The 16,101-nt window shown below is 72.6% G+C and carries 18 protein-coding genes and 1 pseudogene; 5 read left to right on the top strand and 14 right to left on the bottom strand.

Annotated elements, in window-relative coordinates; all coding sequences use genetic code 11:
* Positions 1-551 (top strand): annotated as a pseudogene (locus tag GPJ59_RS06965) (glycoside hydrolase family 3 protein); the annotation flags it as partial.
* Positions 552-671: 120 nt separating this feature from the next.
* Here GPJ59_RS06965 and nagB read toward each other — a convergent pair.
* Together nagB and GPJ59_RS06955 are read right to left on the bottom strand one after the other, a co-directional pair.
* On the bottom strand, positions 672-1,457 hold the full coding sequence (gene nagB, locus GPJ59_RS06960) for a glucosamine-6-phosphate deaminase (protein ID WP_219665558.1): 786 nt from the start codon (positions 1,455-1,457) through the stop codon (positions 672-674).
* A gap of 119 nt (positions 1,458-1,576) precedes the next feature.
* Positions 1,577-2,338, bottom strand: coding sequence for an SDR family NAD(P)-dependent oxidoreductase (locus tag GPJ59_RS06955; RefSeq protein WP_219665557.1), 762 nt, complete (start codon positions 2,336-2,338; stop codon positions 1,577-1,579).
* Positions 2,339-2,432: 94 nt separating this feature from the next.
* Between GPJ59_RS06955 and GPJ59_RS06950 the strand changes: the two genes are divergently transcribed.
* The gene (locus GPJ59_RS06950) at positions 2,433-3,026 is read left to right on the top strand and encodes a TetR/AcrR family transcriptional regulator (protein ID WP_219665556.1); all 594 of its coding nucleotides are present in this window, start codon (positions 2,433-2,435) and stop codon (positions 3,024-3,026) included.
* Positions 3,027-3,033: 7 nt separating this feature from the next.
* Here the strand turns inward: GPJ59_RS06950 and GPJ59_RS06945 are convergent, their stop codons facing one another.
* Both GPJ59_RS06945 and GPJ59_RS06940 read right to left on the bottom strand, forming a co-directional pair.
* Positions 3,034-3,324, bottom strand: a complete 291-nt coding sequence (locus GPJ59_RS06945) for a DUF6087 family protein (RefSeq protein WP_219665555.1) — start codon at positions 3,322-3,324, stop codon at positions 3,034-3,036.
* A 13-nt stretch (positions 3,325-3,337) separates the two neighbouring features.
* Positions 3,338-3,565, bottom strand: coding sequence for a hypothetical protein (locus tag GPJ59_RS06940; RefSeq protein ID WP_258023981.1), 228 nt, complete (start codon positions 3,563-3,565; stop codon positions 3,338-3,340).
* Positions 3,566-3,944: 379 nt separating this feature from the next.
* Between GPJ59_RS06940 and GPJ59_RS06935 the strand changes: the two genes are divergently transcribed.
* Positions 3,945-5,420, top strand: coding sequence for a sensor histidine kinase (locus GPJ59_RS06935; RefSeq protein ID WP_219665564.1), 1,476 nt, complete (start codon positions 3,945-3,947; stop codon positions 5,418-5,420).
* 219 nt (positions 5,421-5,639) lie between these two features.
* On the opposite strand, the gene GPJ59_RS06930 is transcribed toward GPJ59_RS06935, so the two are convergent.
* Both GPJ59_RS06930 and GPJ59_RS06925 read right to left on the bottom strand, forming a co-directional pair.
* Complete coding sequence (locus tag GPJ59_RS06930; RefSeq protein WP_003953983.1) at positions 5,640-5,897, bottom strand: WhiB family transcriptional regulator; 258 nt, start codon at positions 5,895-5,897, stop codon at positions 5,640-5,642.
* A gap of 318 nt (positions 5,898-6,215) precedes the next feature.
* On the bottom strand, positions 6,216-7,184 hold the full coding sequence (locus GPJ59_RS06925) for a diacylglycerol/lipid kinase family protein (protein ID WP_219665554.1): 969 nt from the start codon (positions 7,182-7,184) through the stop codon (positions 6,216-6,218).
* A gap of 263 nt (positions 7,185-7,447) precedes the next feature.
* Between GPJ59_RS06925 and GPJ59_RS06920 the strand changes: the two genes are divergently transcribed.
* Positions 7,448-7,897 carry a hypothetical protein gene (locus GPJ59_RS06920; protein WP_219665563.1) on the top strand — a complete coding sequence of 150 codons (450 nt, stop codon included), beginning with the start codon at positions 7,448-7,450 and terminating at the stop codon, positions 7,895-7,897.
* Between the two features lie 28 nt (positions 7,898-7,925).
* Here GPJ59_RS06920 and GPJ59_RS06915 read toward each other — a convergent pair whose 3' ends face one another.
* The 3 genes from GPJ59_RS06915 to GPJ59_RS06905 all read right to left on the bottom strand — a co-directional run bounded on the left by GPJ59_RS06915 (position 7,926) and on the right by GPJ59_RS06905 (position 10,013).
* Positions 7,926-8,984 (bottom strand): RNA polymerase sigma factor SigF, encoded by a 1,059-nt coding sequence (locus GPJ59_RS06915; RefSeq protein WP_374200793.1) that lies wholly within the window; start codon positions 8,982-8,984, stop codon positions 7,926-7,928.
* Positions 8,981-9,394 (bottom strand): anti-sigma regulatory factor, encoded by a 414-nt coding sequence (locus tag GPJ59_RS06910; protein WP_030153599.1) that lies wholly within the window; start codon positions 9,392-9,394, stop codon positions 8,981-8,983. The genes GPJ59_RS06915 and GPJ59_RS06910 overlap by 4 nt, the downstream gene beginning before the upstream one ends.
* Positions 9,395-9,752: 358 nt before the next feature.
* Positions 9,753-10,013 (bottom strand): UBP-type zinc finger domain-containing protein, encoded by a 261-nt coding sequence (locus GPJ59_RS06905; protein ID WP_219665553.1) that lies wholly within the window; start codon positions 10,011-10,013, stop codon positions 9,753-9,755.
* 53 nt (positions 10,014-10,066) lie between these two features.
* Between GPJ59_RS06905 and GPJ59_RS06900 the strand changes: the two genes are divergently transcribed.
* Positions 10,067-11,647 carry a Na+/H+ antiporter gene (locus GPJ59_RS06900; protein WP_219665552.1) on the top strand — a complete coding sequence of 527 codons (1,581 nt, stop codon included), beginning with the start codon at positions 10,067-10,069 and terminating at the stop codon, positions 11,645-11,647.
* Positions 11,648-11,834: 187 nt separating this feature from the next.
* Here GPJ59_RS06900 and GPJ59_RS06895 read toward each other — a convergent pair whose 3' ends face one another.
* The 5 genes from GPJ59_RS06895 to GPJ59_RS06875 all read right to left on the bottom strand — a co-directional run bounded on the left by GPJ59_RS06895 (position 11,835) and on the right by GPJ59_RS06875 (position 15,966).
* Positions 11,835-12,743: a 1-aminocyclopropane-1-carboxylate deaminase/D-cysteine desulfhydrase gene (locus GPJ59_RS06895; protein WP_219665551.1), complete on the bottom strand. Its 909-nt coding sequence runs from the start codon at positions 12,741-12,743 to the stop codon at positions 11,835-11,837.
* Positions 12,744-12,781: 38 nt separating this feature from the next.
* Complete coding sequence (locus GPJ59_RS06890; protein WP_258023979.1) at positions 12,782-13,240, bottom strand: flavodoxin family protein; 459 nt, start codon at positions 13,238-13,240, stop codon at positions 12,782-12,784.
* A 165-nt stretch (positions 13,241-13,405) separates the two neighbouring features.
* Positions 13,406-13,996: a peptidoglycan recognition protein family protein gene (locus tag GPJ59_RS06885; RefSeq protein ID WP_219665550.1), complete on the bottom strand. Its 591-nt coding sequence runs from the start codon at positions 13,994-13,996 to the stop codon at positions 13,406-13,408.
* Between the two features lie 141 nt (positions 13,997-14,137).
* Complete coding sequence (locus tag GPJ59_RS06880) at positions 14,138-15,334, bottom strand: globin domain-containing protein (RefSeq protein WP_219665549.1); 1,197 nt, start codon at positions 15,332-15,334, stop codon at positions 14,138-14,140.
* Between the two features lie 173 nt (positions 15,335-15,507).
* Positions 15,508-15,966, bottom strand: a complete 459-nt coding sequence (locus tag GPJ59_RS06875; protein WP_219665548.1) for an RrF2 family transcriptional regulator — start codon at positions 15,964-15,966, stop codon at positions 15,508-15,510.
* Between the last annotated feature and the right edge of the window lie 135 nt (positions 15,967-16,101).

Raw genomic sequence — 16,101 nt, 5'->3', positions numbered from 1 at the left:
CCCCCCGCCCCGGCCCCCCCCGCCCTCCCCCCGCCGCCCGGGGCCGCGCCCTCGCCGAGTGGACCCGGCAGGCCCGGGCCACCGCCGCGCCGGGCGCGCCCGAGGAGGGGAGCGCGCCCGGCATCGGCCTCACGGCGGCCCGCCGCGCGCTGGTGGTCTCGGGTACGCCGGTCGCGGTGGCCCGGCCCTACGTCGCCACGCTGGCGCCGGTGGCGAACATCGCGGTGGGCGACGAGACCCCGTGGGGCGTCGCGGCCGAGCTGGCCGAGCTGGTACCGGACACCGCCTCCGGGACCTACGCCGAGGGTGCGACGGCGGCGGACGTGCTGGCCGCGGCGGGGGACCGCACCATCGTCGCGGTGGTGCGCGACGCGCACCGGCACGCGTGGATGGCGCAGGCCGTGGCGGCACTGATCTCGGCGCGGCCGGACACGGTGGTGGTGGAGATGGGGCTGCCGCGGGCCCGGCCGAGCGGAGCGTTCCATGTCGCGACGCACGGGGCAGCCCGCGTATGCGGCCGGGCCGCGGCGGAAATCATCGCGGGGGCATAGCCGGAACCGCTGGGCGGGGCTGGACATATCCAGCCCCGCCGGCGTTTGAGGCGCGGGGTCTGGGGCGGAGCCCCAGTTCGGGAAGGGGCGGGGTGGGGAAAGGCCCCGCGCAGCGGATGCCTACAGGCCCTGCCAGGCCGGCTTGTTGGCGTAGGCGTGGCGGAAGTAGTCCGCCAGCTTCAGCTTCGAGGCCGCGGCCTCGTCGACGACCACCGTCGCATGGCGGTGCAACTGCAGCGCCGAGGCCGGGACCAGAGCCGAGAGCGGACCCTCCACCGTCTGGGCCACCGCCTCCGCCTTGCCCTCGCCCGTCGCGAGCAGCACCAGGTGCCGGGCGTCCAGGATCGTGCCGATGCCCTGCGTGATGACGTGGTGCGGGACCTGGTCCAGGTCGTTGTCGAAGAAGCGCGCGTTGTCCACGCGGGTCTGCTCCGTCAGCGTCTTGATCCGGGTCCGCGACGCCAGTGAGGAGCACGGCTCGTTGAAGCCGATGTGCCCGTCCGTGCCGATGCCGAGCAGCTGGAGGTCCACGCCGCCCGCCGCCGCGAGCGCCTCGTCGTACGCCTGGCAGGCGCCGACCAGGTCCTCGGCGGTGCCGTCCGGACCCATGAAGGACTCCTCGGACAGGCCCAGCGGCCGGACCACCTCGCGCAGCACGACCGCGCGGTAGGACTCGGGGTGCCCGGCCGGCAGGCCGACGTACTCGTCGAGCTGGCATATCCGGGCCCGGGAGGCGTCGACCTCGCCGGCGCGGACCTTCGCGGCCAGGGCCTCGTAGATCGGCAGCGGGGTGGAGCCGGTCGCCACGCCGAGCAGGGCGTCGGGCTTGCGGCGTACCAGGGCGGCCATGGCCTCCGCGATGAGCTCGCCGCCTGCCGTGGCGTCCGGGACGATGACAACTTCCACGCTGGGCCTGCCGATCTGTCAGTGGGGTCCCCCGGCGGGCGGGGGAGGTCCGGGGCATTGTGGTATAGACCAATCTAGCAGAGCCTCGCCCCTCCCGCCGGGCCTTCGCGCCCCTTCTCCTACAGCAGCGCGAGCTGCAGTCCGCCGGTCGCGTCGAGGTGCTGGCCGGTGACCCAGCGCGAGTCGGCCGAGGCGAGGAAGGCCACCACGTCGGCTACCTCCTCCGGCGTGCCCACCCGGTGGAACACCGAGCGCGAGGCGGCGTGCGCGCGGGCGGCCGGATCGGCCAGCCAGCCGGCGTTCAGGTCGGTCTCGGTGATGCCGGGGCCCACCGAGTTCACCGTGATCCCGCGGGGTGCGAGCTCCGCGGCCAGCGACCGGGTCAGGGCGTTGACCGCGCCCTTGGCCGTGATGGTGGCGAGGATCGCGGGCAGGGCGATGTCCGGGGTGCCGGTGACGTTCACGATCCGGCCGCCGTCGGGCAGCCGCGCCAGCCCGTGCTTGATGACGAAGAACGGCGCCTTGGCGTTCACCGCGTGCACCCGGTCGTACGTCTCCTCGTCGGTGTCCGCCAGCCCCGCGAAGGCCGCCGCCCCGGCGTTGTTGACCAGCACGTCCACCTGCGGCGTGCTCGCGGGGTGGGCGTCGTACGCCGCCCACAGCGCCTGCGCGTCGCCGGGGACGCCGAACTCCGCCCCGATCGCGAAGGCGCGGCCGCCCTCCGCCTCGATCGCCGCCACCGTCTCCTTGGCGGCCTCCTCGTTGCGGCCGTAGTGCACCGCGACGAGCGCCCCGTCCCGCGCCAGCCGCTGCGAGACGGCCCGGCCGATGCCCCGGCCACCGCCCGTGACCAGCGCCGTCTTCCCTTTGAGCACGCCCATGACGCGCCCCCTTCCGCATATCGATAGCGATCGCTACAGAAAGAACACGGCAGACCGTACCAGATTCCATAGCGCCCGCTATAGAATTCCCCCCATGGTGACCGGACAGCGCGGCAGACCCCGCTCCTTCGACCGCGGCGCGGCCCTCGACGAGGCCATGCGGGCCTTCTGGGAGCGCGGCTACGAGGCGACCTCGATCGCGGACCTCACCAAGGCCATGGGCATCGGCGCACCGAGCCTGTACGCCGCCTTCGGCGACAAGCGCAAGCTGTTCGGCGAGGTGGTCGTGGTCTACGGCAGCCGCTACGGCGACTTCGCGGCGGTCGCGCTCGCCGAGGAGCCCACCGCCCGCGCGGCCGTGGAACGCATCATGCGGGAGGCCGCCGAGATCTACGCCGACCCGGCCCACCCGCCGGGCTGCCTGGTGATCAGCGCCGCGGTGAACTGCACGACCGAGGAGGTCGCGGAGGAGCTGAGGCGGCGCCGCGCCGAGAACCTCACGGCCTTCGAGACCCGAATCCGGGCGGACATCACCACCGGCACCCTCCCGTCAGACACCGACGCCCCGGCACTGGCCCGCTACTACGGCGCGGTCCTCCAGGGCATGTCCCAACAGTCCCGGGACGGCGCGACCCGCGAGGAACTGACGGCGGTGGCAGAACTCGCCCTGGCGGCCTGGCCGGCGTAGGCGGGGATCAAGCGGCCGAGCCGTCACCGTCCTGGAGTTCGTGCACCCACTTCTGGGCCGCTGCGAGGTCGGGGGCGGTGCCGACGGGCTCGTACGCGAACCCGCTCCACTCCTCCAGGACCCGCACCTCGCCGGGCCGCAGATGGGAGGCGCCACCGCCCACGGGCCGGTGGCGCCGGTGGACGTCCATCGGCGGGCGCCGCCGCTTGTCGTACGCGGCGAGCGGGTCGCCGGCGTCGATCCGCGGGACGGCGCGGGACGGCTGGTTCGGGGGTCCGGGTCGGCGGTGCTTGCCCATGCACTCGATGCTCTCAGGCCGCGACCGCGGTCGGACGCGCTGCGGCAAGATCCTTCGCCCGGTCCCGTACGTCGTTCACCGCGGCGGTCCCGTACGGGCGGGCCGCGTGCAACAGCGTGTTGAGCCGGGAGGCCACGAGAGTGGAGTCGACGCGTGCCGCGTCGTCGAGCGCCCGCCGGGCGACCCCGGCCCCGCGTTCGGCGTCGCGGCTTGCCGCTGCCCCGGCCCTGACAGGCTGCATGCGCAGGGCGGGCGGGGGACACGCACGTTCCTCTGGGCCACGGTGCCGGGGCGGGACCCTCAACCCGTCCGGCACCGCAGCCCGGAGTACTTCGGCCGGCGGGTGTGCGGTTCCCGCGGGCCGGCAGGAGGTGCCTGCGCGGTCAGGGCAGAGCGCGCGGCCACCTCGATCCGTCCTCCTGTGCGGGGAGGGCGGAAGTCTCGTCGTACAGCTTGTCGTACAGCAGTATTGTGGACTAGACCAATCTGATCTGTCCATCCAATGACAGCCCCGCACAGCCGTTGCTTTGTCCAACAGTACGCGGCCGAGGGTACTGATGGGTATTCCTGTGGGGAAAGTCGTCGGCCGTACCCGAGGTACCCTCGCTCACGTGCCCTCCATGAACGATCTCGTACGCCAGCACACCGCTCTCGGTGACACCGACCTGGAGTGGCTCCACATGCTGGTCTCGGAGTGGCAGCTGCTCTCCGACCTGTCCTTCGCGGACCTGGTGCTGTGGGTGCCCACCCTCGACGGGACCCGCTACGTCTCGGTCGCACAGATGCGGCCCAACACCGGGCCCACCTCCTACCAGGACGACATGGTCGGCCACCTGGTTCCGCGCGGCCGCCGCCCGCTGCTCGACGCGGCGCTGGACGAGGGCCGGATCGTGCGCGAGGGCGACCCGGAGTGGCGCGAGGAGGTGCCGGTCCGCGTCGAGTCGATCCCCGTACGGCGCGAAGGGCGCGTGCTCGGCGTCATCGCCCGCAACACCAACCTGCTCACCGTCCGCACGCCCAGCCGGCTGGAGCTGACCTACCTCCAGTCCGCCTCCGACCTGGCGCAGATGATCGCGGCCGGGGCGTTCCCGTTCCCCGGCCAGCAGGTCGACATGGACGCCTCCCCGCGGGTCGGCGACGGCCTGATCCGGCTCGACGCCGACGGTGTCGTCACGTACGCCTCCCCGAACGCGCTCTCCGCCTACCACCGCCTGGGCCTGGCCTCCGACCTGGTCGGCCAGCACCTGGGCACCGCCACCGCCGAGCTCGCGACGCCGTCGCGCGGCCCGGTGGACGAGGCCCTGGTCAAGCTGGCCAGCGGCTGGGCCCCGCGCGAGACCGAGGTCGAGGGCAGCGGCGGGGTCATCCAGCTGCGCGCGATCCCGCTCAAACCCAAGGGGACCCGGATCGGCTCGCTCGTGCTGTGCCGCGACGTCACCGAACTGCGGCGCCGCGAACGCGAGTTGATCACCAAGGACGCGACCATCCGGGAGATCCACCACCGGGTGAAGAACAACCTCCAGACGGTCGCCGCGCTGCTGCGCCTCCAGGCCCGCCGGATGGATTCCGACCAGGGGCGCGAGGCGCTCAACGAGGCGGTCCGCAGGGTCGGTTCGATCGCGATCGTCCATGAGACGCTGTCCCAGAACCTGGACGAGCGGGTGGAGTTCGACGAGATCGCCGACCGGGTCATCGCGATGGTCGCGGAGATCTCCCCGGGCAAGGTGGACTGCCGGCGGCTCGGCCGCTTCGGCATCCTGGACGCCGAGGTCGCGACCCCGCTGTCGATGGTGCTGACCGAGATCCTGCAGAACGCGCTGGAGCACGCCTTCGCGCCGGGGGACCGGGGCACGGTGGAGGTGGCGGCCGCCCGCAGCGGCACCCGGCGCGACGACTCGCGGCTGCTGATCACCGTGGTGGACGACGGCCGCGGCCTGCCCGAGGGCTTCGACCCGAAGCGCGCCGGCAACCTCGGACTCCAGATCGTCCGGACCCTCGTCGAGGGAGAGCTCGGCGGCACCTTCGACATGGTGGTCGCGGGCGAGGACGGCGGCACCAAGGTGGTCCTGGACATCCCGGTCAGCCCTCAGAAGTAGCTCAGAAGTAGCTCAGAAGTAGCCCCTCAGAAGTAGCCAGGCGTGCCTCAACCCCCTGATCGTCACGCTGCGTAGTGGGGCGGCGAGGGGAGGGGCGCCGGTGCGGCTCCGTACACAGCACTGAGCCCCGGACCAGGGTGCCGGTCCGGGGCTCAAGAGCACGTTGCTGAGCGCTATACGGGTGCTACGCGCTGCGGCTCGAGGTTGATCAAGTCGATGTCAGGCGCTGGCGTTGCGCGCCCGGTTGCGAGCGGCGCGGCGCTTCATGGCGCGGCGCTCGTCCTCGCTGAGACCGCCCCAGACGCCGGAGTCCTGACCGGACTCGAGCGCCCACTGCAGGCACTGCTCCATGACGGGGCAACGGCGGCAGACGGCCTTGGCTTCCTCGATCTGCAGCAGCGCAGGACCGGTGTTGCCGATGGGGAAGAAGAGCTCGGGGTCTTCCTCGCGGCAAACGGCGTTGTGACGCCAGTCCATGGCTGCTCCATCTCCTTGGTATTGCGGGCAGGTTGCTTGTGAATGTGAACGCTTTCACGAATCCCTTCGCGGAGGAAGGGCCGACGCCCAGGTGTGCCTGGTGCGGTCCGAATCGTGGAAGGGGTTCTGGCGGTCATGGGGGCCGGGTTCTGCGGGCTGTCCCGATCGCCATGTAGAGATTCGCAAACCTCGGACGGGGATACAACCCCTTCCGGAAAGTTTTTTTTGATTCTTCGGTGTCGACTAGGTCACAGCCGTACTTCCTGGGGGTGGAACGGCGCCTAAACGTTCGACTGAAAGGACTTTAGGCTCTTCTACTCACACAATCACACGCAGTGCACGGCGTACGCCTGTGAACTGAACGCTGGTCCGCAGACCGAGGTGGTCTCCGTCCATCTGGAAGGGAAGCGGAACCTTCGAATGCAAGGTGAAGGCGGTCAGATCGTGCAGGGACAGCGCATGCTTGCCGTGCGGGCCGCGCTCAGGAGTCGAGGTCAGGAGCTGTGTCGCGTAGCGCGCGGCGGCCGGAGTTGACAAACGGCTGAGAGCCAGCACGTCAAGTGCGGTGTCGAAGGAGGCCTCCGGAGAGGCGTAAAGCGGGCGGTTCCCCAGAAATGTCCAAGGTGACGTGTTGCACACTATGGACAGCACGAGATCATGCACCGGATCGGCACCGGGCCGCTCCAGCGTGACCGTGCCGTGCCGGCGGTTCGGCTCCTCCAGGAACTGGCGTACGAGCTGCCGCACGTACAGGGCGTGCGTCGAACGCTTCCCCTTCTCCCGCTGCTGCTCGACCCGGCCCACCACGCCCGCGTCGAAGCCGAAGCCCGCGCAGAAGGTGAACCAGCGCGCCGGGACCGCCTCGTCCTCGGAACCCGGGGTGCCGGAGGCCAGGCCCAGTCCCACCGTCCGCTCACGCCGCTCCCGCAGCGCGTCGAGCAGGGCGCCGGTCGCCTCGACGGCGTCGTTGGGCAGGCCGAGGGCGCGCGCGAAGACATTGGTGGAGCCGCCGGGTACGACGGCCAGCCGGGGCAGCCGCTCCGGGTCGGGCCCGTTGTGCAGGAGGCCGTTCACGACCTCGTTGACCGTGCCGTCGCCGCCGAGGGCCACGACCAGCTCGATGTCCTCGCTCTCGGCCGCCCTGCGGCCCAGGTCGCGGGCGTGCCCCCGGTACTCGGTGGTCACGGTGTCCAGCTTCATCTCGCTGGCCAGTGCGTGGATCAGGACGTCGCGCGTGCGCGCACTGGTGGTCGTCGCTGCTGGGTTGGCCACGAGAAGTGCACGCATGGGCGCCAGATTACCTACCTGTCCGTACGGACCCGTCCGAGACCCCTCTCCGACCGCTGCGACGGCCCGCGACCGGGGTCCGCCCGCGCCTGCGAGCGGGGTCCGCCCGTGCCTGCGGCCGGCCGGCTGGTGCGGGCTACCCTGCTGGGGTGAGTAAGAAGCAGCCCCGCAAGGCATCCGCGAAGGCACCGGCCAAGGGTTCGGCTACGACCTCGGCGAAGACCTCGGCCGCGGGGTCGGCCAAGACCTCGGCCGCGGCGCAGGTGAAGGCGCCGGCCAGGACCGCCGCCGCGGGGTCCGCGGCGCCCGCCGAGCCCGCCGCGCTGCCCGGGCGGCTGACCGCGGCCGCCGCGCTCACCGCCCTGGAGGGCCTCGCGCTCGCCGCCCTCGGCGTCTACATGCTCTTCGTCGGCATCGCCGGCGACCCCGACTCCCCGCAGCAGGCCGAGACCGGCGGGGTGACCCTGCTCGCGCTCGCGGCGCTGCCGCTCGTGGCGGCCGGCGGGCTGCGCCTGGGCCGCCGCTGGAGCCGCGGCCCGGCGCTGATCACCCAGCTGATGGCCATGCCGGTGGCGTGGACCCTGTGGACGACGGGCGGCGCCATGACCGCAGCCGCCGTCGCCCTCGCGCTGGCGGCGGTCGCGGTGGTGGCCCTGCTGGTGAACCCCACCGCGACCGAGGCCCTCGGCATCGGGCCCAAGGACGCGGCCTGAGGGCTGAGGGCCTCTCGACTACTCCTCGCTACTCCTCGACGAGGAGCTTGTCCCGGAGCTGGGCCAGGGTGCGGGCCAGCAGCCGGGAGACGTGCATCTGGGAGATCCCGACCTCCTGCGCGATCTGCGACTGGGTCATGTTGCCGAAGAACCGCAGCAGCAGGATCCGCTTCTCCCGCGGCGGCAGCCCCTCCAGCAGCGGTTTGAGCGACTCGCGGTACTCGACGCCCTCCAGGGCCTCGTCCTCCGCGCCCAGCGTGTCCGCCACCGCCGGGGACTCGTCGTCGGTGTCCGGCACGTCCAGGGACAGGGTGCTGTAGGCATTGGCCGATTCCAGCCCCTCCAGCACCTCCTCCTCGGAGATGCCGAGCCGCTCGGCCAGCTCGTGGACGGTCGGGGAGCGGCCGTGCTGCTGGGACAGCTCGGCCGTCGCCGTGGTCAGTGACAGCCGCAGCTCCTGGAGCCGCCGCGGCACCCGGACCGCCCAGCCCTTGTCCCGGAAGTGCCGCTTGATCTCGCCGACCACGGTCGGCGTGGCGTACGTCGAGAATTCGACCCCGCGGTCCGGGTCGAACCGGTCCACCGACTTGATCAGGCCGATGGTGGCGACCTGCGTGAGGTCGTCCAGCGGCTCCCCGCGGTTGCGGAACCGCCGGGCCAGGTGCTCGACCAGCGGCAGGTGCATCCGTACCAGCCGGTTGCGCAGCTCGGCCCGCTCCGGGGAGCCCTCGGGCAGCGCCCGCAGCTCGACGAAGAGCGCCCGCGCACCACTGCGGTCGCGCGGGTCCTCCGCGCCCGGCGTCTGTGCCGGTTGCGTCGGTGCCGGTTGCGTCTGTGCCGGCTGCGTCTGTGCTGGTTGGTCGTGCTGGTTGTCGCTCATAGGGCCCGCCCGTCGCTCCGCCGAGTCCAAAAGGCCGTCTTCCGCATCCGTGTCGGCCGGGTGCGGCCGGGCGGGCTGAACCGGAATGCCGCCGTCGACCTCGTGCCGTACCCGGGGCCGCCCCCGGACGCTCCCCCGGCCGCTGCCGGGGGCGCTTCCGTCCGGAGGTACCCCCATGCCCCGCACCGGGGTGTCCCCGCCGCTCACGCCGGCCCTGGTCCCGCGCCGCGCTGTTTGTAGAGACTGATGCTGACCGTCCGGTCCTCCTCGACCGTGGACTCGACCTTGCCGGCCAGGGCCGACAGGACCGTCCACGCGAACGTGTCGCGCTCCGGCGCCCTGCCGTCCGTGGTGGGCGCCGAGACGGTCACCTCCAGCGAATCGTCCACCAGCCGGAACACGCAGCTGAGGACCGAGCCGGGAACGGCCTGCTGGAGCAGGATCGCGCACGCCTCGTCCACCGCGATGCGCAGGTCCTCGATCTCGTCGAGGGTGAAGTCCAACCGTGCCGCGAGACCGGCGGTGGCCGTTCGCAGCACCGACAGGTAGGCACCCGCGGCCGGCAGCCGGACTTCGACGAAGTCCTGGGTCCCGGGCTCGCCTGCGATCTGGGACACCCTCACCTCCATGGTGGTACGAGCTCTGTTCCGCCGGTGACGCTATCGCGATCCGGGCGATCGTGTCGCGGCCCCCCGGGTGACACCCCTGGAGACGGCCCCGGCCACGGCCGCGCGGCGGCCGGTGACCGATGGTAAGCCCATCGGTACGCACAGTGGCTAGAGGTCTGCGGGGCCCAAATCAGGGGAACCGGCGGAGGGTTGATCTACCCCGCCGCACGCGGATGAACCGCGCGGCCCGCGCGGGGCGGTGCTCCCCGGACGCGGGGCGCTGCTCCCCGGACGATTCGGACGCGGGGCGGTGCTCCTCAGGCGATTCGGACACGGGCGGTCGGTGCTCCTCAGACGTCGGTGCTCCTCAGACGATCGTGGCGTCCACGAAGCACCAGCGCCAGGTCTCGCCCGGCTCGAAACTGCGCATCACCGGGTGCCCCGTCTCCTGGTAGTGGGCGCTGGCGTGCCGGTGCGGCGAGGAGTCGCAGCACGCCACGTGCCCGCAGTCCAGGCACATCCGCAGCTGGACGGGATGGCTCCCCGTGGCCAGACATTCGGGGCAGGTCTGGGCATGCGGGACGGGCTCGGGGCGCGGCAGTTCGGGAACGTGCGGGCACTCGCTCATGATGGCCAGCGTACGCAGGTACGGGCGCGCCCCACGAGTGAGAAGGATCTTCGATGGAGGTATTGCCGCTGGTGGCCCTGGTGGCGGCGAGTGCCGCCGTGGCCGGGCTGGCCCGTCGGACGCGGGTGCCGGCGCCCCTGCTGCTCGTCGCGGCCGGGCTGGCCGCCTCGTACGTGCCGGGGGTGCCCCCGTACGGGCTCGACCCGCACGTGGTGCTGCCGCTGGTGCTGCCCCCGCTGCTGTACACGGCGGCGGTGGACTCCTCGTACCTGGACCTGCGGGCGAACGTCCGCCCGGTCGCGCTGCTGTCCGTGGGCTACGTGCTCTTCGCCACGCTCGCGGTCGGCTACGTGGCGTACCTGGTGGTGCCCGGCCTGTCGCTGCAGGTGGCGCTGGTGCTGGGCGCGGTGATCGCGCCGCCGGACGCGGTCGCGGCCACCGCGATCGCCCGGCGGCTGGGCCTGCCGCCGCGGATCACCACGATCCTCCAGGGCGAGTCGCTGGTGAACGACGCCACGGCCATCACCGCGTACAAGGTGGCCGTGGCGGCGGTGGTCGGCGAGGGGGTCGGCTGGGCGGGCGGCGCGGCGGAGTTCCTGCTGGCCTCGGTCGGCGGGGTGGGCGTGGGCCTGCTGCTGATGGTCCCGATCCACCACCTGCGCACGCGGCTGCGGGAGCCGCTGCTGCAGAACACGCTCTCGCTGCTGATCCCCTTCGTCGCCTACGCGGCGGCCGAGCGGGTGCACGCCTCGGGCGTGCTCGCGGTGGTCGTGGTCGCGCTCTACCTGGGCCATCGCAGCTGGCAGGTCGACTTCGCCACCCGGCTGCAGGAGGGGGCGGTGTGGCGGATGATCGCGTTCGTGCTGGAGTCGACGGTCTTCGCGCTGATCGGGCTCCAGCTGCCGGTGGTCATGGCGGGCCTGGACGAGTACGAGGGGGCGCAGGCGGCCTGGTACGCGCTGGCGGTGTTCCTCGCGGTGGTCGTCGCCCGGCTCGTGTGGGTGTTCCCCGCGACCTTCGTTCCGCGCGCGCTGTCCGCGCGGATCCGCGCGCGGGAGCCGGACACCACCTGGAAGGCCCCGGTGGTCGTGGGCTGGGCGGGGATGCGCGGTGTGGTCTCGCTGGCCGTGGCCTTCTCGATCCCGATGCAGGTGCCGCACCGCAACCTCGTCCACTTCCTGACCTTCACCACGGTGATCGGCACGCTGGTGGTGCAGGGGCTGACCCTGCCGCCCCTGATCCGGGCGCTGCGGCTGCCGCCGCGGGACGTCCGGGCCGAGACCCTGGCGGAGGCGCAGGCCCAGAGCGAGGCCTCGCGGGCGGCGGAGGACCGGCTGGCCGAACTCCTGGCGGACCCGGCCAACGCACTGCCGCCACCGCTGGCCGACCGGCTGCGGACGGTGCTGGAGCGGCGCCGCAACGCCGTCTGGGAGCGGCTGGGCGAGGTCAACCCGCAGACGGGCGAATCGGCGGACGACATCTACCGGCGCCTGGCCCGGGAGATGATCGAGGCCGAACGCGAGGTCTTCGTCTCCCTGCGGGACCGCCGCAAGATCGACGACGAGATGCTCCGCGCACTGCTGCGCCGCCTGGACCTGGAGGAGGCGGCGGCGTACCGGGAGGAGGCGGGGTAGGCCCCCGCCCCCGCCTGCGGGCCTTGCCGCGGGGGCCGTGCCCGTGCGTACGTACGGCGGCGGGCGCGGGGCCGGTGCGCGTACGCCGGCCCTCTCGGCCTGCCGGCCTTGCCCCGCCCGGGTCGCCCGGGTCGCCCGGCCAGGGCGCGGGCCGGCCAGAGAGCCTTCCTGCCAGCAGGTCCTGCGGTCAGGGGCGGCCGGTGACGACCGCGGCCAGGGCCGTCCCCGGCCGGAACCGTCCGGCCTCGGTGAGGGCGGTCAGCGCGTACAGCAGCTTGGCGACGTAGACCCGCTCCACGGGTACCCCGTGCCGGTCCTCGAAGTCGGCGGCGAAGGCCTCCAGCTCCGCGGGCACCCGGGCGTACCCGCCCCATTCGAAGCCCTCGGCCAGCTCCCAGTTGCCCAGCGGCGCGCCGAACGCCGCCGTCTGGAAGGAACGTATCTCCGCCCCCAGGAACCCGCCCGCGACCACGGGCACCCCCAGCGCCCGCTGCCCCGGCCCGAGCCCGGCGGCCAGCCCGGCCAGCGTCCCCCCGGTCCCGCAGGCCACCGCCACCACGTCGGCCTCCCCGCGCAGCTCCTGCCCGAGCTCCGCGCAGCCACCCAGGGCGACGGCGTTGCTCCCGCCCTCGGGCACGACGTACGCACCCTCCGCCCCGGCCCCGGCGAGCAGCCGGGCGAGCACCTCGGGCTCGCCCTTGCGGCGGTACACCGACCGCGGCACGAAGTGAAGCCGCATCCCGTCGGCCGTGCACCGCGCCAGCGAGGGGTTCAGCTCCCGCCCGGCCAGCTCCTCCCCGCGCACCACGCCCACGGTGGGCAGCCCGAGCAGCCGCCCGGCGGCGGCGGTGGCGCGCAGATGGTTCGAGTAGGCCCCACCGAAGGTCACCAGCTCGTCCGCCCCGTCGGCCACGGCCACCCGCAGATTGGGTGCCAGCTTGCGCCACTTGTTCCCAGGCAGCTCGGGATGGACCAGGTCGTCCCGCTTCAGCACGAGCCGGACCCCGTGCCGCTCGAACCGCTCGTCACGGATCTCCTGCAACGGGGACGGCGGACGCGGCTGCAGAAGCACGTCAATGTTCACGGGGCGGTTCACCCGTCCATTGTGGGTGCTCCGGTCCTGGATACCGGCCCTCACCCGCCCAGTCGCCCGGCGAACGCCCGCGCGGCGGACAGGTCGTCGGCGTTCGGGCGGTGCTTGTTGATGCCGCCGACGAGTTTGAAGGGGGTCCAGGTGTCGAACGCCCGGCACGTGAAGTTCTCGGCCACCTCGAAGCCCTTGCCTTCGAGGAGCTGGGCCAGGGGGCGGGTGAAAGGTGCCCGGCGGCGTTCGGGGAGGCCGCTGGTGGCGAATACGAACGCCCGGCCCTTCATGGCGGGAAGCGCCTTGACGAAGTCGGTCAGGTGGGGGTGGAGCCTGCCGTAGAAGATGCCCGAGCCGAATCCCACGAGGTCTGCGTCGGCCAGCTCCGCCGGGTCGGCCTGCTCGGGGGTGACGACCTTCGCGCCCAGCACCCGGGCCATGGTGTCGGCAACACGGCGCGTATTGCCGTGCGACACGGAGACGCACACGATGACGGCCTTCATCCTCATGATCCCTTCTCTTCGCTCGCTTCTGCAGTGAGGACCGGGCAGCGGCGTGAGATGTGACAACCACTCGAATGTGATGGGGTCACAGGCTGAACGGTGTGGGCCCTGCGCGCCCCGCGTGGGGGAGGCGGGCAGGGCCGTGGTGTGCGTGTGCGTGTGCGTGTGCGGTTACTTCAGGCGGGCGTGGATGCGTTCGCGCATCGCGGCCATCGTGAAGCCTTTCGGGTCGATCTTGCCCGGCTGCCACTCCAGGTGGCCGATCACCGAGCGGGCCGTCCAGCGGTGGGCCCGGCAGACCGCTGCCGCCGCGCGGGCGATCGCGTCGAGCTGGACGGCCGGCCACGGGTCCTCGCCGTCGCCGAGGTTCTCGCACTCGAAGCCGTAGAAGTGGCGGTTGCCGTCGGTGTCCGCGCGGTCGTCCGGCGGGAGGGCCTTCTCGGCGATGACCGCGGCGAGGACGTCCCGGTCGCCCGCCCCCGCGTGGTTCGCGCGGCCGTAGCCGACCAGGTGGACCCGGCCGTCCTTGGTGATCACGCCGTGGCACAGCGGGCCGGGCAGGCGCCGGTCGCCCTCCCGGCACAGCTGCACGGTGTTCGCCGTGCCACGGGTGACGGTGTGGTGGATCATCACTCCGTGTACGGGGCCCCACGGGCCCTTGTGGTTGCGGTTGTGGGTGCGCCAGGCACCCACCTCGACGACGGTCAGGCCTTCGTTCCGCAGCACGTGGATGAATCGGTCCGCTGACATGGGTGCGGCCATGGCCGCCTCCTTTGCGGTGCCGACGGCCGCCCCACGCGGCCGCCTCTCGTTACCGGATGTAGCGGAGGCTCTTCTTCCGAGGCTAGTGGTCTCGCACAGTGAGCGATTGATTTCGGACAGTTATGATGGGGTGTTTGGTGCTCAGGCCGCGGCCAGCCACAGGTCGGGGCCGAAGACCTCGTAGTGGATGTCCGCCGCCGGCACGCCCTTGGCCAGCAGCTGCTCGCGTACCGCGCGCATGAAGGGGAGCGGGCCGCACAGGTACGCCTGGGTGCCGGGGGCGACCGGCGTGTCCGCGAGGTCCATGAGGCCCTCGCTGTCGCCGGGCTCGGCGTCGGCCTCGTACCAGAACCGGACCGTGGCGTCGGTCAGCTTGAGCGCCAGCGCGCGGTGGTCGTCGCGCAGCGCGTGCTCGGCGGGGGAGCGGTCGGCGTGCAGGACGGTGACCGGGGCGGTGTGCTCGGATTCCGACAGGTGCTCCAGCATCGACAGCATCGGGGTGCAGCCGATGCCGGCGGAGGCGAGCAGCAGCGGGGCCTCGGTGTCGCGCAGGACCAGGTCGCCGTACGGGGCCGACACGCGCAGGGTGTCGCCGACCTCGACCTGGGAGTGCAGGTGGTTGGAGACCTCGCCGTCGGGGCCGCCGGCGGACGGGCCGTGGACCCGCTTGACGGTGATCGTGCGCTCGGCCGCGGCGGGTGCGCCGGTGAGGCTGTACTGGCGGATCTGCCGGGCGCCGTCGGGGAGTTCGACCTGGACCGAGACGTACTGGCCGGGCTTGAAGGCCGGTGCCGGGGCGCCGTCCGCGGGGGTCAGGCGGAAGGTGGTGCAGTCGGCGGTCTCGGCGACGCGGCCGGTGACCGTCCACTGCCGCCAGACGTCTCCGGCGAGCACCTGCGTCTCGGCGTAGAGCCGCTCCTCAAGGGTGATGAGCGCGTTGGCCATCAGCCAGTAGACCTCGTCCCAGGCCTCGGCGACGTCGGGGGTGACGGCCTCGCCGAGGATCTCGACGATCGCCTCGAAGAGGTACTTGTGGACGATCGGGTACTGCTCGCGGGTGACGCCGAGGGAGGCGTGCTTGTGCGCGATGCGGCTCAGCATGACGTCGGGGCGGGTGTCGGGCCGGTCGACGAGGTAGGTCGCGAAGGTGGCGATGGAGCCGGCGAGGGCCTGCTTCTGGAGGCCGGCGTTCTGGTTGCCCCGGTTGAACAGGTCCCGCAGCAGCTCGGGGTGGGCCGCGAACATCTTCGCGTAGAACGTCTCCGTGATCTGGCCTATGGCGGCGCCCACGGCGGGCAGGGTGGCGCGTACGGTCTCTGCCGACTTCGCGGAAAGCATCAGAAGGTCCTCGCCTCGATGTGAGTGGTGCGCTGTGACTGGGCGCTTAATTGGTATGAGAGATGCAAGTTTTTGGGTACGGGTGAGCGCGTGGTCCATCCGTTCGGGTTGTCGCCCGGGCTCACGGTAGGCGCCCGGGCCGCCGGTCCGAACCGGCCGTCCGGCCCCCGCGGTCAGGGACCTTCGGCCCACCCCGCCGCCCCGCTGCTCGAAATGCCCAGCAGCAGGGGCCCCGTGGGCGTCGCGACCAGGTCGTTCACCGTGAGCGGGTCCAGCGTCGCGAAGAACGCCTCCTGCGCCCGGCGCAGTGCGCCGCGCAGGATGCAGGCGCCGCGCAGCGGGCACGGCGTGGTGCCCTCGCACTCCACGACATCGCCGGGGCCCTCCAGGTCGCGGACCACCCCGCCGACCGACGCCGCCCGGCCCGCCGCGGTCAGGGCGAGGCCGCCGCCGCGCCCGCGCCGCGCCTCGACCAGGCCGAGGTGCTGGAGCCGGGCGACCACCTTGGCGGTGTGCGTGTACGGGACCTGCATCACCGCCGCGACGTCGCGCGTGGTGGGCAGGTCCGCCTCCTCGACGGCCAGGCGCATCAGGACGCGCAGTGCGAGGTCGGTGAACCGAGTGAGCCGCATGGCATCACCGTAGAGAAACTTGCATATGAGACGCAAATTAATGAGAACGGTGAGGACGGGGCGGGGCAGGCAGGCGGGCCGGGGTGGCGCCCACTGTCCGGCGGTCGCCGTCCATCGTTCGGCGGTCGCCGTCCA

This window comes from Streptomyces bambusae (assembly GCF_019400985.1).
Taxonomy (GTDB): Bacteria; Actinomycetota; Actinomycetes; order Streptomycetales; family Streptomycetaceae; genus Streptomyces; species Streptomyces bambusae_A.
Note: the sequence above shows the minus strand (reverse complement) of the source record. Positions and strands in the feature narration are given on the sequence as shown.

What these genes read in the sequence shown, in the direction of transcription:
- GPJ59_RS06935 (WP_219665564.1), top strand. Translation starts at nt 3,945, where the DNA reads ATGAACGATCTCGTACGCCAGCACACCGCTCTCGGTGACACCGACCTG.
- GPJ59_RS06955 (WP_219665557.1), bottom strand. Translation starts at nt 2,338, where the DNA reads ATGGGCGTGCTCAAAGGGAAGACGGCGCTGGTCACGGGCGGTGGCCGG.
- GPJ59_RS06925 (WP_219665554.1), bottom strand. Translation starts at nt 7,184, where the DNA reads ATGCGTGCACTTCTCGTGGCCAACCCAGCAGCGACGACCACCAGTGCG.
- GPJ59_RS06890 (WP_258023979.1), bottom strand. Translation starts at nt 13,240, where the DNA reads ATGAGGATGAAGGCCGTCATCGTGTGCGTCTCCGTGTCGCACGGCAAT.
- GPJ59_RS06900 (WP_219665552.1), top strand. Translation starts at nt 10,067, where the DNA reads ATGGAGGTATTGCCGCTGGTGGCCCTGGTGGCGGCGAGTGCCGCCGTG.
- GPJ59_RS06905 (WP_219665553.1), bottom strand. Translation starts at nt 10,013, where the DNA reads ATGAGCGAGTGCCCGCACGTTCCCGAACTGCCGCGCCCCGAGCCCGTC.
- GPJ59_RS06875 (WP_219665548.1), bottom strand. Translation starts at nt 15,966, where the DNA reads ATGCGGCTCACTCGGTTCACCGACCTCGCACTGCGCGTCCTGATGCGC.
- GPJ59_RS06940 (WP_258023981.1), bottom strand. Translation starts at nt 3,565, where the DNA reads ATGCAGCCTGTCAGGGCCGGGGCAGCGGCAAGCCGCGACGCCGAACGC.
- GPJ59_RS06880 (WP_219665549.1), bottom strand. Translation starts at nt 15,334, where the DNA reads ATGCTTTCCGCGAAGTCGGCAGAGACCGTACGCGCCACCCTGCCCGCC.
- GPJ59_RS06885 (WP_219665550.1), bottom strand. Translation starts at nt 13,996, where the DNA reads ATGGCCGCACCCATGTCAGCGGACCGATTCATCCACGTGCTGCGGAAC.
- GPJ59_RS06930 (WP_003953983.1), bottom strand. Translation starts at nt 5,897, where the DNA reads ATGGACTGGCGTCACAACGCCGTTTGCCGCGAGGAAGACCCCGAGCTC.
- GPJ59_RS06950 (WP_219665556.1), top strand. Translation starts at nt 2,433, where the DNA reads ATGGTGACCGGACAGCGCGGCAGACCCCGCTCCTTCGACCGCGGCGCG.
- GPJ59_RS06945 (WP_219665555.1), bottom strand. Translation starts at nt 3,324, where the DNA reads ATGGGCAAGCACCGCCGACCCGGACCCCCGAACCAGCCGTCCCGCGCC.